Source organism: Nocardioides sp. NPDC101246, from assembly GCF_044767415.1.
In the GTDB taxonomy this organism is placed as follows: domain Bacteria; phylum Actinomycetota; class Actinomycetes; order Propionibacteriales; family Nocardioidaceae; genus Nocardioides.
In genome coordinates this window covers 169,265-183,815 of sequence record NZ_JBIWNX010000007.1, presented here as the reverse complement: position 1 = coordinate 183,815, position 14,551 = coordinate 169,265, and the positions used below count along the sequence as shown (strand labels likewise).

Below are 14,551 nucleotides of genomic sequence, written 5' to 3'. Positions count from 1 at the left end.
GCCGGTGCACCCTCGCCGCCTGAGTCCACGTACTCAACTCCCCGGCCGAATCACTCGAGCAGGCGGCGCTTGACCATCTTCCCGGTCGGGGTCCGCGGCAGCGAGTCACGGAAGTGGATCTCGCGCGGGACCTTGTAGTGGGCGATCCGGTCCCGGGCGTACGCGGTCAGCTCCTCCTCCAGCCGAGGGCCGGCGTCGACGCCCGGAGCCGGCTGGACGAAGGCGGCGACCCGCTCCCCCATCTCCTCGTCGGGGACCCCGATGACGGCGATATCGGCGACGGCCGGATGGAGGCTGAAGAGGTCCTCGATCTCCTGGGGGTAGATGTTCACGCCACCGCTGATGATGGTGAACGCGACCCGGTCGGTGAGATAGAGGAACCCGTCCTCGTCGAGGTAGCCGACATCGCCGACCGACGTCCACGACTCGTGCTTCGGGTGCTTGGCGGCGGCGGTCTTCGCGGTGTCGCCGAGGTAGGCGAAGCTGCGGTCGTTGCGCTCGAAGTAGATCGCGCCGACCTCACCGGGCCCGACCTCACCTCCGTCCTCGCCGACGATGTGCGGGACGCCGATGATCGGGCGGCCGACGGAGCCGGGATGCTCCAGCCAGGTCGCCGAGTCGATCGCGGTCGCGCCCATCCCTTCGGTGGAGGCGTAGTACTCCTCGATGATCGGCCCGAACCACTCGATCATCCGGCGCTTGACCTCGACAGGACACGGCGCCGCCGCGTGGACGACGCACCGCAGCGAGGCGATGTCGTAGGAGAGGCGTACGTCCTCGGGCAGCTTGAGCATCCGCACGAACATCGTCGGCACCATCTGGGTGTGGGTGACGCCGTAACGCTCGATCGTGGCCAGCGCCTGCTCGGCATCGAAGCGCTCCATCATCACCAGCGTGCCGCCATAGGCGTGCACCACACCGCCGAACCGCAGCGGCGCCGCGTGGTAGACCGGCGCCGGGGACAGGTAGACCGAAGAATCGTCGAAGGCGTACGTGGTGCCGAAGACGAGCGGGTAGACGTAACCGGGCTCGCCGACCGTGATCTCCGGCAGCGGCGACCTGATCCCCTTCGGGCGCCCGGTGGTGCCCGAGGAGTAGAGCAGGTCGTCACCGTGGGACTCCTCGAGCGACCCGGCACCGGCGGCAGCCAGCGCCGCCTCGTAGGAGGCATGGCCGGCGACCTCTCCGCCGTAGGCCAGCCGGTGGGCCACGTCGACCTCCAGGCTCGCGACCGCGGGGACCTCCGCCGAGACCACCAGCGCCTTGGCGCCGCAGTCGGTCACGATGTAGGCGACCTCGTCGGCGGAGAGGTGGCTGTTGACCGCGGTGACGTAGAGCCCCGAGCGCAGCGCCGCCCAGTAGACCTCGTAGGCCTCGGGCCGGTTGTCGGTCAGCAGCGCGACCACGTCGCCGCGCCGCAGCCCGGCGGCGTGCAGGTGGCGCGCCAGCCGGAGGCTGCGGTCCTCCAGCTCCTGGTAGGTGAGAACCCGCCCGGAGCCCGCCATCACGATGGCGGGCTTGTCGGGGGTGCGTGCGGCCCAGATCCCGGGGAACAACGCCTACCTCAGCCCTGGGTCCGCAGCTCGGTCTTGCGCACCTTGCCGCCGGCGTTGCGCGGGAGCACGTCGAGCAGGACGAGGTCCTTGGGGAGCTTGAACCGGGCCAGCCTGGTGGTCAGGAACTCGTTGAGCCCTTCGAGTTCGAGGCTCTCGCCCGGCTTGAGCGCGACGTGCGCCACCGGCACCTCGCCCCACTTCTCGTCGGGACGGCCGATCACCGCCGCCTCGAGAACCGCCGGGTGAGCGTGGATGGCGTTCTCGACCTCGGCGCTGTAGATGTTCTCGCCACCGCTGATGATCATGTCCTTGGCCCGGTCCACGACCCAGACGAAGCCCTCCTCGTCCTGGCGGACCAGGTCGCCGGAGTGGAACCAGCCACCGACGTACGCCTTCTCGGTGGCCTCGATGTTGTTCCAGTAGCCCTGGGTGACCGAAGGGCCGCGGTAGACGATCTCGCCGACGTCCCCGACGGGTACGTCGTTCATCTCGCCGTCGACGATCCGGTACTGGATGGTGGGGATCGGGCGTCCGACCGAGCCGAGCTTGCGCAGCGACTCCTCTCCGCGCAGCACGCAGGTGATCGGCGAGGTCTCGGTCTGCCCGAAGACGGCCACGTTGAGCGCGTTCGGGAAGGTGTCGGCCATCGCCTCGAGCAGGGTCTCCGAGGCCGGGGCCGCGCCCCAGGAGATGATGCGCAGCTTCAGGTCGCGCTCCTTGATGCCCGGCAGCGCACAGATGGCCTGCCACTGCTGGGGCACGTTGAAGACGACGGTCGCGCCCTCGCGCTCCCAGGCGTCGACGACGTCGCCCGCGTCGAAGGCGCCGAGCGGGTGGATCACGCTGGGGATGCCGAGCAGGAAGTTGGCGGCGAGCGAGCCGAGGCCGGCGATGTGGAAGAACGGCGCCGTCATGAACGCGATGTCGGACTCGTCTCCGAGGTCGTTGCACCGGATGCAGGTCAGCGCCTGCATCTGCATGTTGTGATGCGTCAACATCGCGCCCTTGGGCTTCCCGGTGGTGCCCGAGGTGTACATGATCAGCGCGACCGAGTCCTCGGAGATGTCGCCGAGCTCGATCGGCTCGCTCGCCTCGACCAGGCTCTCGTACGTCTCCATCCCCTCGGCCTCGCCGATGACGATCCTCGTCTTCAGCGCGGGCGCGAGACCGGCGGTGGCCGCCGCGAGGGGCGCGAGGAGCTGCTCGGTCACGATCACGGTCGCGCCGCTGTCCTCGACCAGGCCCGCGATCTCCGGCGGAGCCAGGCGGGCGTTGACCGGCACCGCGATCGCACCGAGGCTGTTGATCCCGAAGACCGCCTCGACGAACTCGGGCCGGTTGAGGGTCAGCAGGATCACCCGGTCGCCCTGCCCGACGCCGCGCTCGCGCAAGGCGCCGGCGAAGCGCAGCGAGCGCTCGTGGAGCTGCTTCCAGGTCGTGTTCACCCCGAGAAAGCGCAGGGCCGTCGCATCGGGCCGCATCACCGCGTGCCCGGCGGTCTGGCTCATCCAGTGGCTGCGGAACGTCCAGGCCGGGGCCTGCGTCACTCGGTCGCTCATCGATCTCCCTCTCCCAGTCGGAACCTTGATGTGGGTTCCGTCACAGCATTTTTTAATACAGATTCATATTCGCACGCAAGGGTCATCTCAACAAGGAGCCCGTGGCGAGTCGGCTCATCCTCACCGCAAATGCAGCCGAGTCGGCTCGTTACAACGAGCCGACTCGGCGCGAATCTCGGTCAGGACGAGCCGACTCGACGTGAATCTCGGTCAGAACGAGCCGACTCGGCAGGGGTCAGGCCGGGGCGGACTCCTCGGTCAGCGCCGGGACGGTGACCCGGACGAGGCTGACCAGCGTGTCGCCGAGGAGCCGCTCCAGGTGCTCGCGCGGAGTGGGCGCGGCGAGCAGCCAGCGCCGGGTGACGGTGGTCGCGAAGGCGGAGTAGCCGTGCAGGGCGGTCCGTACGGCCGGATGCTCGCGGACCGCGTGCAGCCCGGCGAGCTCGCAGATCTGGTCGACCATGCGCTCGATGTAGTCCTCCAGGATCGCCGAGATCTCCTCGTCGCGGGACTCGCCGAGGAAGCCGGAGACCGCCAGCCAGGCGTCCTTGCGGGCCACGACCATGTCGACCCACTCGGCGACGCTGCGGCCGATGCGGTCCTCGACGGTCGCACCCTCGACATAGGCCGGCATGGGGAGACGGGGCACGTCGACGAGCCGGCCGATGACGGCCAGATAGAGGTCGCGCTTGGTCGGGAAGTAGTGGCTCAGCAGGCCTCGACTGACCCCGCAGGCCCGGGCGAGCTCGGTCGTCGAGACGTCGTCGTAGCGCCGCTCGGCGAAGACGTGCGCCGCCGCCGCGACGATCAGGTCGCGCCGTCGATCGGCCTGCATGCGTACTCGCGGAGTTGCCATGTCCCCCATCCTTCCTCACCCGACCGGCTCATGCAGGCCCAGGACACACTTTATCGGCAATCTGCCAATTACTACTGGCAGATTGCCGATAGTGGCTCTACGCTATCAGGGCCGAAGTGACGCGGATCACTTCGATGACTCGATGATGAGGAGTGGTGGCAGTGGCAGACCTCAGCAGACGAAAGCTCTTGATCGCGGGCGGAGCGGTGGGCGCAGCAGCGCTGACGACCCCGCTGTGGACGTGGCCGGCCTCGGCCTCGATCGCCCGCTCCGGCGCGGGAGCCGACCCCTCGACGGTGTGGGACCCAGAAGCCGACCAGGTGGTGGCCGACCTGATCCAGCACGGTGACGTGGACGCCGTCAACGACGCCCTGCGCGACTGGACGCGCAACGACCAGCCGACCCCGACGTCGCTCCCCAGCGACCTGTACGCCTTCATCGAACGGGCGCGCCAGCTGCCGTCATGGGCGAACGAGGCCAAGCTCGCCGACGCCTTCGAGTTCACCCAGCGCTGGGGCCTCTACCTCGGCGTCCTCTACGGGATGAACAGCGGCATGATGTCGACCGCGATCCCCCGCGAGGCCCGGGCGGTCTACTACTCCTACGGCGGCAGCGACATGCGCGACCGGATCAAGAAGACCGCCAAGCTCGGCTACGACATCGGCGTGAACGGCGCCTTCAGCCCCTCCGGCGAGATGATCGTGACCTGCGTCAAGACGCGCCTGATCCATGCCGCCGTGCGCCACCTCCTCCCCCAGTCCCCGCACTGGGTGGCTGCCGCAGACGAGGAGATCCCGATCAGCCAGCGCGACATCATGGTGACCTGGCACAGCCTGGCCTCCTCGGTGTGGCAGAAGCTCGATGAGTGGGACGTCGAGCGGCCCGCCGACCTCAGCGAGGGCTACCTGCACGTGTGGCAGGTGACCGCCCACATGCTCGGGGTCCGCGACGAGTACATCCCCGCGACCTGGGGCGACGCGCTCAGCCAGCGCGAGCAGGTGTTGGTGCCACTGCTGGCCCACACCGACGAGGGCGTCGCGCTCGCAGACATCCTGCTCGACTTCGGCGCCGAGATCGACGGGACGCTCTTCACCCGGCCCGCCCTGGAGTCGATGAGCCGGTTCATGCTCGGCGACCAGGTCGCCGAGTGGCTCGAGCTCCCCCGCCATCCTGCCCTCGACACGACCATCAAGCTCGGCTGGCCCGTGTTCGTCGCCTTCCGCGAGTCCGGTCAGCCGCTCTCGCTCGCGCCACCGACCTACTGGATGTTCGACGAGTTCATCCGCAAGGCAGTGCTGCTCTTCCTCGCCCGCGGGGAGCAGATCAGCATCGAGATCCCCACCGGCAACAACCCCAACTACCCCAGCTGACCGACCCGCCCCCGAACCGAAGGACCATCATGCACGAGATCAGCCGACGAAAGTTCCTGGTCGCCTCCAGCATCGCCGCCGGCGCCGTCGCCTCCCTGGGCGGCCCGATGGCCGCCGCCCGGGCATCCGTCCCGTGGACCTGGGACCCCGCCCTGTCCGTGGCCGGGAGCGGCACCGGCATCGACCCGCAGTGGCTGTGGGACGACGAGATCGACTACCTCATGGGCGAGGTCCTCCGGCGTGGCGACGTGCCCGCGATCAACGCCGCCATCCTCGACTGGAACCGCAACGACCAGCCGCTCCCGGACGGGTTGCCCGGGGACGTACGCGACTGGATGGCGCGGGCGCTGCGCCTGCCCGAGTGGGCGGACATGGGCAAGCTGCGCGCCGCGGCGTCGTTCAACACCAAGAACGGGCTGCTCCTCAACCTCTGCAACGGGCCCGGCGGCGGGATGCTCTCGACCGCGATCCCGCGCGAGGCCCGGGCGGTCTACTACTCCAAGGGCGGCGCGGACATGGAGGACCGGGTCGCCAAGACCAGCATGCTCGGCTTCGCGGTCGGCGACCCCAACGCCTACGAACCCGACGGCAAGGCACAGGCGCAGGCAGTCAAGACGCGGATGGTGCACGCGGCCGTACGCAACCTGCTGCCCGAGTCGCCGCACTGGGTCGAGACCAGCGGCGGCCAGCAGATCCCGATCTCGATCGGCGACATCCTGATCACCTGGCACAGCCTGGCGACCTGGACGATGCGCAAGCTCGTCGAGTGGGACCTGGACATGACCTCGGCGGAGAAGGCGGGCTACCTCCACAACTGGCAGGTCAACGCCTACATGCTCGGCGTGCCCGCCGAGTACATCCCGGCCACCTGGGCGGCCGCGAACCAGCAGTCCGACCAGCTGCTCGACCCGATCCTGGGGCCGACCTCGGAGGGGGTGATCCTGACCGACGTCCTGCTCGGCCAGCTCGCCGAGCAGACCAGCCCGGGGTCGTTCTCGCGACCCGCGGTCGATGGGCTGGCCAGGTATCTCGTCGGTGACCGGATCGCCGACTGGGACGGCATCACGCCACGTCCGTTCTGGGAGTCGGCGATCCGGACCGCCTGGCCGTGGTTCATCAAGATCCGCCAGGGCGCGGTCAGCCTGCCGCTGGCGCCGGCACTGGCCTGGACGATCGACGAGGTCGCCCGGCGGTACCTGATGTTCTACCTGACCAAGGGACAGGGCACTGCGATCACCATCCCCGACGGCAACCGCCCCTTCTGACGTGGGACCGCTGCGCAGACGTACGTTCCTCGGCTACGTGCTCGCCGGCCCGACCCTGGTCGCGGCCGCCGAGCTCGCCCCGGCCGCACCGGCCGGGGCGGCGGCCCCGGCGGCCGACGGGATCCCATGGCCCGAGCCGACCGAGATCCTCGACCTCAACGACCTGATGACGGTGGCCGCGATCCCGACGGCGAGCCTGATCACCGTCGAGGTCGGCGCCGACGGCGAGGTGAGCTTCGCGCTCCCCCGCGCCGAGGTGGGGCAGGGGATCACCACGTCCTCGGCGATGCTGATCGCCGAGGAGCTCGGCGTACCGCTCGACCGGGTCCACGTCAGCCTGGCCGACGCCCGTCCCGAGCTGCTCTTCAACCAGCTCACCGGTGCGTCGAACACCACGATCGCCACCTACACCCCGATCCGGATCGCCGCCGGGATCGCCCGCGCCCGGCTGCTGGCGTCCGCCGCGGCCGAGCTTGGCACCCGCGCCGAGGCGCTGACCATCAGCGACGGCCTGGTCGTGGGCGGGAGGCGGAGCATCCCGATCGGCGACCTGGCGGTCCGGGCCGCGAGCGTACGCACCGAGCAGGTGAGCGTGACCCTGAAACCGGACACGGACTTCACCGTGATCGGCACTCCGCGCAACCGGGTCGACGCCCGCGCCGCGGTCACCGGACGCAAGCAGTTCACGATGGATCTCCAGGTGCCCGACGCGCTGCCGACGATGGTCTGCCGGCCGCCGACGATCAACGGCACGGTCCGCTCGGTGGCCAATGCCGCCGATGTACGCGCCATGCCGGGTGTCACCGACGTGGTCACGATCTCGACCGGGGTGGCCGTGCGGGCGCGCACGTTCGGCCAGTGCATCGACGCGGTGCGGGCGCTGAGGGTGACCTGGGGGCCGGGCACCGCGGAGGGCAAGGATGACGAGGACGTGCTCGAGGAGCTGCGCCGCGCCGAGGCGCCGCTGGGCCTGCCGCCGCTGACGCCGACGGTGGAGGCGACCTTCACGTTCCGGTTCCGCAGCAACAGCGCCCTGGACACCAACTGCGCCATCGCCGACGTACGCCCTGACCGGGCCGAGATCTGGTCGTCGCTGAAGTCGCCGATCGTCGCCCAGGAGACCATCGCGGCCCGGCTCGGGCTGCCGATCCCGGCGGTCAGGGTGCACGTCACCCAGGGCGGCGGCTCGTTCGGCCGACGGCTCTTCTTCGACGCCGCCCTCGAGGCGGCCGAGGTGTCCCAGAAGATCGGCAAGCCGGTGAAGCTGATGTGGCACCGGGCCGACGACTCCCGTCAGGGCCGCGCGCACCCGATGGCGAGGTCACGGGTGCGGGCGGCGTACCTGGGTGGCACGGTGCTCGGCTACCAGCAGGCGCACACCAGCGTCTCGACCGACCTCGGTCACGGGCTCGGCGAGATCATCACCGCGCTGGCCGCCCAGATTCCGGTGGGCGACAAAGCCTTCTCCCAGGTCTTCTTCCAGCTCTCCCAGTCCATGCCCTACAACTTCGGGCCGGCGACCCGGGTGCTCAAGGAGACCGACAAGGGCTTCAACACCGGCTCGATGCGCAACGTCTACTCCCCCGACGTGACCTGCGCGCGCGAGCTGATCGTGGACCGGCTGGCCGCGAAGACCGGCAAGGATGCCTACAGCTTCCGCCGCGACCATCTGCGCAACGCCCGTGACCGCGCGGTGCTCGACCGGGTCGCCGAGGCCGGCGAGTGGGGCCGGAGCCTTCCTGACGGGGTCGCTCAGGGCATCGCCTTCCACGGCGAGTACCACTCCACCAGCGCGGTCCTCGTCGAGATCGACACGCGTCCGGAGACCGTCGACCGGCAGGTCCGCGACGCCGTCACCGGACCTCGGGTCACCAAGGCGGTCCTGGCCGTCGACGTCGGCACCGTGGTCAACCCGCGCGGCCTGGAGGCGCAGATGATGGGCTGCCTCATGGATGGCATCGCCCTGACGCTCACCTCCAGCCTGCACCTGCGCGACGGGCGCTTCCTGGAGGCGAGCTGGGACAACTACTTCTACACCCGGCAGTGGAACACCCCGCCCGACGTACGCGTCATCATCGTGCCCGGCTCGGGCGAGCCCGGTGGCGCCGGGGAGCTCGGCGTGGCCGCCTCGATGGCGGCGGTCGCCTGTGCGTACGGGCGGGCGACCGGAACCATGCCGACCGACTTCCCGATCAACCACGGCTCGCTCTCCTTCGAGCCCAAGCCGACCATTCCGCCGGTGCCGGCCTCGCCGACCGACGGACTCTCCCACCTCCGCTGAGAGCCCCAACCAGAAAGAGAGCCACGTGCCCACCCACACCTTCCGGGTCAACGGCGAGCAGATCAGTGTCGAGGTCGAGGACGAGGTGCGCCTGCTCTGGGTGCTCCGCGACCTGCTCGGCGTCACCGGCCCGAAGTACGGCTGCGGGATCAACGTCTGCAAGGCCTGCACCTCGCACCTCAACGGTCGTGCGTTCAACCCGTGCGCGGTCCCGGTGGCCGACCTGGGGCCGGACGACGAGGTCACCACGATCGAAGGGCTCCCCGCCACCGTCGGCGAGGGTCCCGAGGGGCTGCACCCGATGCAGCAGGCGTGGCTCGAGCACGACGTCGCCCAGTGCGGCTACTGCCAGCCCGGCCAGATCATGGCCGCCGTCGACCTGGTGCGGCGCGTCTCGGCCGAAGGTCGTACCGTCACCGACGCCGACCTGGACACGATCCGCAACATCTGCCGCTGCGGCACCTATCCTCGGATCCGCCAGGCGATCGCCGACGGCGCCGCACAGATGCCATAAAACTGAATCTGTATTAGAATTTCGCCCGTGGCATCGAAGTCGGAGAAGACCCGCAAACGCATCCTGGACGCGGCGGCGACCGTGCTCTCCCAGAGAGGATACGCCGGTATGCGCCTGGGCGAGGTCGCGGAGGTGGCCGGTGTCCAGGCGCCGGCGATCTACTACTACTTCGCCTCCCGCGACGAGCTGGTCGAGGAGGTCATGTGGTCGGGCGCGCACGACGTACGCGTCCACGTCGAGGAGGCCGTCGCGGCGCTCCCCGACGGCACCGCTCCCCTCGACCGGATCATGACCGCGGTCGACGCCCACCTCCGCTACGAGCTGGAGATCTCCGACTACGCGACCGCCTCGATCCGCAACGCCCGGCACGTGCCCGAGGCGCTGCGGGACAGGCCGGCGGCCGAGGAGTCGCTCTACAGCCACATCTGGCGCGACCTCTTCGACGAGGCGAAGAAGGAGGGCGCGATCCGGGACGACCTCGACATCACGACCTTCCGGATGCTCCTGCTCGGTGCGATGAACTGGGTCGTGGAGTGGTGGCGGCCCGAGACCCGCAGCCTCGAGGAGGTCATCACCGTCGCCCAGGACATGGTGCGACGGACGGTCACCGGCCCCTGACCGGTGACCTGACCAGTGACCTGACCAGCCGAGTCGGCTGGTTCGTACGCCTCGAGACGCCGAGTCGGCTCGTCATGACGAGCCGACTCGGCGTCGGTCTTGGTGAGGATGAGCCGACTCGGCGGCGTCAGTGCTGGAAGCGGGCCGCCGCCCGGTTCAGCACCTCCTGAGCCTCGGCCACGATCCGGGTGACGATCTCGCCCGCGGGCGGGATGTCGCGGATGAGACCCTGGCACAGGCCCGTGGACCAGATCCCGGCATCCAGGTCGCCCTCCTCGAAGACCAGGCGCCCACGGGCGCCGGCGACGAGGGACTGCACGTCGGGGAACGTCCCGCCCTCCTCGAGGATGCGTACGACCTCGTCGCTGACCGCGTTCTTCGCGACCCGCGCGGTGTTGCGCAGCGGCCGGAAGATCAGGTTGGTGTCGAGCTCGCTGTTGGCGACGATCTGGTCCTTGACCGACTCCGCGACCGGCGACTCCTGCGAGCACAGGAACCGGGTGCCCATGTTGACGCCGTCGGCGCCGAGCACCAGGGCCGCGGCCAGGCCGCGGCCGTCGGCGAAGCCGCCCGAGGCGATGAACGGGATGGTCAGCGCGTCGGCGGCCGCCGGCACCAGCACCAGACCGGGGACGTCGTCCTCGCCCGGGTGACCGGCACACTCGAAGCCGTCGATCGAGACCGCTGCGACGCCGACCTTCTGCGCCTTCACCGCGTGCCGGACGCTGGTGCACTTGTGGATCACGGTCACCCCGTGCTCGGCGAAGAACTCCATGTGCGGCTCGGGACTGGATCCCGCGGTCTCGACGATCGTGACACCGGAGTCGACGATCGCGCGCCGGTACTCGTCGTAGGGCGGCGGGTTGATCGAGGGCAGGATCGTCAGGTTGACCCCGAACGGCTTATCGGTGAGCTTCCGGGTCCGCTCGATCTCCAGGGCCAGGTCGGCCGGCGTGGGCTGGGTCAGCGCGGTGATGATGCCCAGCCCGCCGGCCTCGGAGACGGCCGCCGCCAGCTCGGCGCGGCCGACCCACATCATCCCGCCCTGCACCACCGGGTGGTCGATGCCGACCAGCTCGGTGAACCGGGTGCTGAGCCGCGTGCCGGGCCGGAGCTCACTCATACAGCTCCCCCTTCTCGGCCCGCTCGACCAGCGAGGCGGGCGGCAGGAACCGCTCGCCGTACGCCTCGGCCAGCTCGTGACAGCGGGCGACGAAGCCGGGCAGGCCACCGTCGTACTGGTTGGCGTACTGCAGCACTCCGCCGGTCCAGGCCGGGAAGCCGATGCCGAGGATCGAGCCGACGTTGGCATCGGCGACGCTGGTGAGCACGCCCGCGTCGAGGCAGGCGATGGTGTCGAGCGTCTCGGCGAAGAGCATCCGCTCCTGCAGGTCCTTCAGCGGCAGCCGGGTCCGGCCGGAGCCGTAGTGCTCGCGTACGCCCGGCCAGATGCCGGCGCGCTTGCCCTCGGCGTAGTCGTACCAGCCCGCGCCTTCCTTGCGGCCGGTGCGGCCCTGCTCGACCATCCAGTCCGAGACCGCCTCGGCCGGGTGCTCGATCCAGACACCGCCCTCGGCCTCGGTGGCCGCACGGGTCTCGAGCCGGATCTTGCGCGGCAGGGTCAGGGTGAGCTCGTCGAGAAGCTGCAGCGCCCCGGCCGGGTAGCCGGCCTGGAGCGCGGCCTGCTCGACGCTGACCGGCTCGACGCCCTCGCCGACGGCCGCGACGGCCTCGTCGATGAACCGGCCGATCACCCGGGAGGTGAAGAAGCCGCGGGAGTCGTTGACCACGATCGGGGTCTTGCGGATCTGCAGGACGAAGTCGAAGACCTTGGCCAAGGTGGCGTCCGAGGTCTGCTCGCCGCGGACGATCTCGACCAGCGGCATCTTGTCGACGGGTGAGAAGAAGTGGATGCCGATGAAGTCCTCGGAGCGCTTGACGCCCTCCGCGATCACGGTGATCGGCAGCGTGGAGGTGTTGGAGCCGAGGACCGCGTCGGGCTCGACGATCTCCTGGATCTCCTCGAAGACCCCCTGTTTGACCTCGACGGACTCGAAGACCGCCTCGACGACGAAATCGACACCCTCGAAGTCGGCGGGGTCGCCGGTGGCGATGATCCGGGCGAGCAGGGCCTCCGACTTCTCCTGGGTCGTACGTCCCTTGGCGAGCGCCTTGGCCTCCAGGGCACGGGCGTAGTCCTTGCCCTTCTCGGCCGCCTCGGCACTGACGTCCTTGAGCACCACGTCGATGCCCACCTTGGCGCAGACGTAGGCGATCGCGGCACCCATCATCCCGGCGCCGATGACGCCGACCTTGGTCGCCTGGAAGCGCTCGTAGCCCTCGGGTCGGCTGGCGCCGTCGGTGATGTGCTGCTGGTCGAAGAAGAACGCCTTGATCATGTTCTTGGCGACCTGGCCGTTGGTCAGGCTGACCAGGTAGCGGGTCTCGATCTTCGAGGAGGTGTCGAAGTCGACGTACGCCCCCTCGACCGCGGCCGCGAGAGCGGCGCGCGGCGCGGGCATCGGCGCACCCTTGAGCTGCTTGCGCAGCAGCGCGGGCAGGGCCGGGAGCATGCCGGAGACGCCGGGACTGCGTACGTCTCCCCCGGGCAGCCGGAAGCCCTTGACGTCCCACGGCTTGACCGGCGCCGGGTTCTCGGCGATCCACTGCCGTGCCCGGGTCTCCAGCTCGGCCGCGTCTGCGACGAGCTCGTCGACGATGCCGACCTCGAGGGCCTGGCGGGCGGTGAACCTGGTCGCTGGCAGGATCACCTCCTGCAGCGCCTTGGCCAGGCCGAACATCCGGACCATGCGGGAGATGCCGCCGCCTCCGGGCAGCAGCCCGAGGCTCACCTCCGGCACGCCGAACCGGCTGGAGCGGTCCTCGACCGCGATGCGGTGGTGCGCGCACAGCGCGACCTCGAGCCCGCCGCCCAGCGCGGTGCCGCCCAGCAGAGCGACGACCGGGCGGCCGTTGGTCTCCAGGCGCCGCATCCAGTCCTTCATCCGGTCGATGTAGGCGGTCTCCTCGGCGGCGCGCGAGGCGTCGCCGGCGCGGAGCCGGTTGAGGTCGCCGCCGGCGAAGAAGGACTTCTTGGCGCTGGTCAGCAGCACGCCGGTGACATCGTCGTGCTCGGCCTCCAGGCGGGTGACGACCTCCTCGAGGCCGACCATGAACGCGTCGTTCATGGTGTTGACCGACGACTCGGGGTCGTCGAGGGTCAGGGTGACGATGCCGTCGGTGCCGCGCTCGTAGCGGATCCCGGACTTGCTCATGGGGGTGTGTCTCCTTCTCGTCAGACGCGCTCGATGATGGTGGCGATGCCCATGCCGGCTCCGACGCACAGCGTGGCCAGGCCGCGGCGGCCGCCGGTGCGCTCGAGCTCGTCGAGCACGGTGCCGAGGATCATGGCGCCGGTGGCGCCCAGCGGGTGGCCCAGCGCGATGGCCCCGCCGTTGACGTTGACCTTCTCGTCGGGGATCTTCAGGTCGCTCTGCCACTTCATGACCACGGCGGCGAAGGCCTCGTTGAGCTCGAACAGGTCGATGTCGTCGACGGTGAGGTTCGCCTTCGCGAGCGCCTTCTCGGTCGCCGGGGTCGGGCCGGTGAGCATGATGGTCGGGTCGGAACCGGTCACGGCGGTCGCCACGATCCGTGCCCGCGGGGTCAGTCCGAGCCGCTCGCCGACCTCGGCGTTGCCGATCAGGACCAGGGCCGCGCCGTCCACGATCCCGGAGCTGTTGCCGGCGTGGTGGACGTGGTCGACCTTCTCGATCCAGTGGTACTTCTGCAGCGCCACCGCGTCGTAGCCGGCCTGCTCGCCGGCGGCCGCGAAGGACGCCTTCAGGGCGCCGAGCGATTCGACCGTGGTGCCGGCGCGGCGGTGCTCGTCGGTGTCGAGCAGGGTGACGCCGTTGACGTCCTTGACCGGCACGATCGACTTCGCGAACCGGCCCTCGGCCCAGGCGGTCTCGGCGCGCTCCTGGGAGCGGGCGGCGTAGGCGTCGACGTCCTCGCGGGAGAAGCCCTCGATCGTCGCGATCAGGTCGGCGCCGATGCCCTGGGGCACGAAGTAAGCGTCGTAGGAGGTGGTCGGGTCCTGGGCGTACGCTCCGCCGTCGGAGCCGATCGGCACCCGGGACATCGACTCGACGCCGCCGGCGAGGACGAGGGTCTCGAACCCGGAGGCGACCTTCTGGGCGGCCAGGTTGACCGCTTCCAGGCCGGAGGCGCAGAACCGGTTGACCTGCACCCCGGCGACGGTCTCGGGCAGACCGGCGACCATGGCGGCGGTGCGGGCGATGTCGCCTCCCTGCTCCCCGACCGGGGAGACGACGCCGAGGACGATGTCGTCGACCACGCTCGGGTCGAGGCCGGGGTTGCGCTCACGGATCGCATCGATCAGGCCGACCACCAGGTCGACCGGCTTGGTGCCGTGCAGGGCGCCGCCGCGGTTCTTGCCACGTGGCGTACGGACGGCGTCGTAGATGAAGGCGTCGGACACGGATGCCCCTTTCGATGGGTGGAGGACG

The 14,551-nt window shown here is 70.1% G+C and carries 11 protein-coding genes; 5 read left to right on the top strand and 6 right to left on the bottom strand.

The window, feature by feature from the left end:
- Nucleotides 1-50 precede the first annotated feature (50 nt).
- The 3 genes from ACIRON_RS15100 to ACIRON_RS15090 form a co-directional block, all read right to left on the bottom strand.
- Complete coding sequence (locus ACIRON_RS15100; RefSeq protein WP_402993090.1) at nt 51-1,556, bottom strand: acyl-CoA synthetase; 1,506 nt, start codon at nt 1,554-1,556, stop codon at nt 51-53.
- Between the two features lie 8 nt (nt 1,557-1,564).
- Entirely contained in the window at nt 1,565-3,115 is a 1,551-nt protein-coding gene (locus ACIRON_RS15095) for a long-chain-fatty-acid--CoA ligase (RefSeq protein WP_402993089.1), read from the bottom strand.
- 235 nt (nt 3,116-3,350) lie between these two features.
- On the bottom strand, nt 3,351-3,971 hold the full coding sequence (locus ACIRON_RS15090; RefSeq protein ID WP_402993088.1) for a TetR/AcrR family transcriptional regulator: 621 nt from the start codon (nt 3,969-3,971) through the stop codon (nt 3,351-3,353).
- A 161-nt stretch (nt 3,972-4,132) separates the two neighbouring features.
- Between ACIRON_RS15090 and ACIRON_RS15085 the strand changes: the two genes are divergently transcribed.
- The 5 genes from ACIRON_RS15085 to ACIRON_RS15065 are packed head-to-tail and all read left to right on the top strand — an operon-like array spanning nt 4,133 to nt 10,019.
- Complete coding sequence (locus ACIRON_RS15085; RefSeq protein WP_402993087.1) at nt 4,133-5,341, top strand: oxygenase MpaB family protein; 1,209 nt, start codon at nt 4,133-4,135, stop codon at nt 5,339-5,341.
- 29 nt (nt 5,342-5,370) lie between these two features.
- Nucleotides 5,371-6,606, top strand: a complete 1,236-nt coding sequence (locus ACIRON_RS15080; RefSeq protein WP_402993086.1) for an oxygenase MpaB family protein — start codon at nt 5,371-5,373, stop codon at nt 6,604-6,606.
- Nucleotide 6,607: 1 nt separating this feature from the next.
- Nucleotides 6,608-8,887 (top strand): molybdopterin cofactor-binding domain-containing protein, encoded by a 2,280-nt coding sequence (locus ACIRON_RS15075; RefSeq protein WP_402993085.1) that lies wholly within the window; start codon nt 6,608-6,610, stop codon nt 8,885-8,887.
- A 25-nt stretch (nt 8,888-8,912) separates the two neighbouring features.
- On the top strand, nt 8,913-9,401 hold the full coding sequence (locus tag ACIRON_RS15070; RefSeq protein ID WP_402993084.1) for a (2Fe-2S)-binding protein: 489 nt from the start codon (nt 8,913-8,915) through the stop codon (nt 9,399-9,401).
- Nucleotides 9,402-9,428: 27 nt separating this feature from the next.
- Complete coding sequence (locus tag ACIRON_RS15065; RefSeq protein WP_402993083.1) at nt 9,429-10,019, top strand: TetR/AcrR family transcriptional regulator; 591 nt, start codon at nt 9,429-9,431, stop codon at nt 10,017-10,019.
- Nucleotides 10,020-10,146: 127 nt separating this feature from the next.
- Here the strand turns inward: ACIRON_RS15065 and ACIRON_RS15060 are convergent, their stop codons facing one another.
- From ACIRON_RS15060 to ACIRON_RS15050, 3 genes are read right to left on the bottom strand one after another with little or no spacing between them, the layout of a single operon-like run.
- Complete coding sequence (locus ACIRON_RS15060; RefSeq protein ID WP_402993082.1) at nt 10,147-11,142, bottom strand: NAD(P)H-dependent flavin oxidoreductase; 996 nt, start codon at nt 11,140-11,142, stop codon at nt 10,147-10,149.
- The gene (locus ACIRON_RS15055) at nt 11,135-13,294 is read right to left on the bottom strand and encodes a 3-hydroxyacyl-CoA dehydrogenase NAD-binding domain-containing protein (RefSeq protein ID WP_402993081.1); all 2,160 of its coding nucleotides are present in this window, start codon (nt 13,292-13,294) and stop codon (nt 11,135-11,137) included. Before ACIRON_RS15055 ends, ACIRON_RS15060 begins: the two co-directional genes overlap by 8 nt.
- 20 nt (nt 13,295-13,314) lie before the next feature.
- Nucleotides 13,315-14,523, bottom strand: coding sequence for an acetyl-CoA C-acetyltransferase (locus tag ACIRON_RS15050; RefSeq protein ID WP_402993080.1), 1,209 nt, complete (start codon nt 14,521-14,523; stop codon nt 13,315-13,317).
- Nucleotides 14,524-14,551: the final 28 nt, after the last annotated feature.

What these genes read in the sequence shown, in the direction of transcription:
- ACIRON_RS15055 (WP_402993081.1), bottom strand. Translation starts at nt 13,294, where the DNA reads ATGAGCAAGTCCGGGATCCGCTACGAGCGCGGCACCGACGGCATCGTC.
- ACIRON_RS15095 (WP_402993089.1), bottom strand. Translation starts at nt 3,115, where the DNA reads ATGAGCGACCGAGTGACGCAGGCCCCGGCCTGGACGTTCCGCAGCCAC.
- ACIRON_RS15060 (WP_402993082.1), bottom strand. Translation starts at nt 11,142, where the DNA reads ATGAGTGAGCTCCGGCCCGGCACGCGGCTCAGCACCCGGTTCACCGAG.
- ACIRON_RS15090 (WP_402993088.1), bottom strand. Translation starts at nt 3,971, where the DNA reads ATGGCAACTCCGCGAGTACGCATGCAGGCCGATCGACGGCGCGACCTG.
- ACIRON_RS15080 (WP_402993086.1), top strand. Translation starts at nt 5,371, where the DNA reads ATGCACGAGATCAGCCGACGAAAGTTCCTGGTCGCCTCCAGCATCGCC.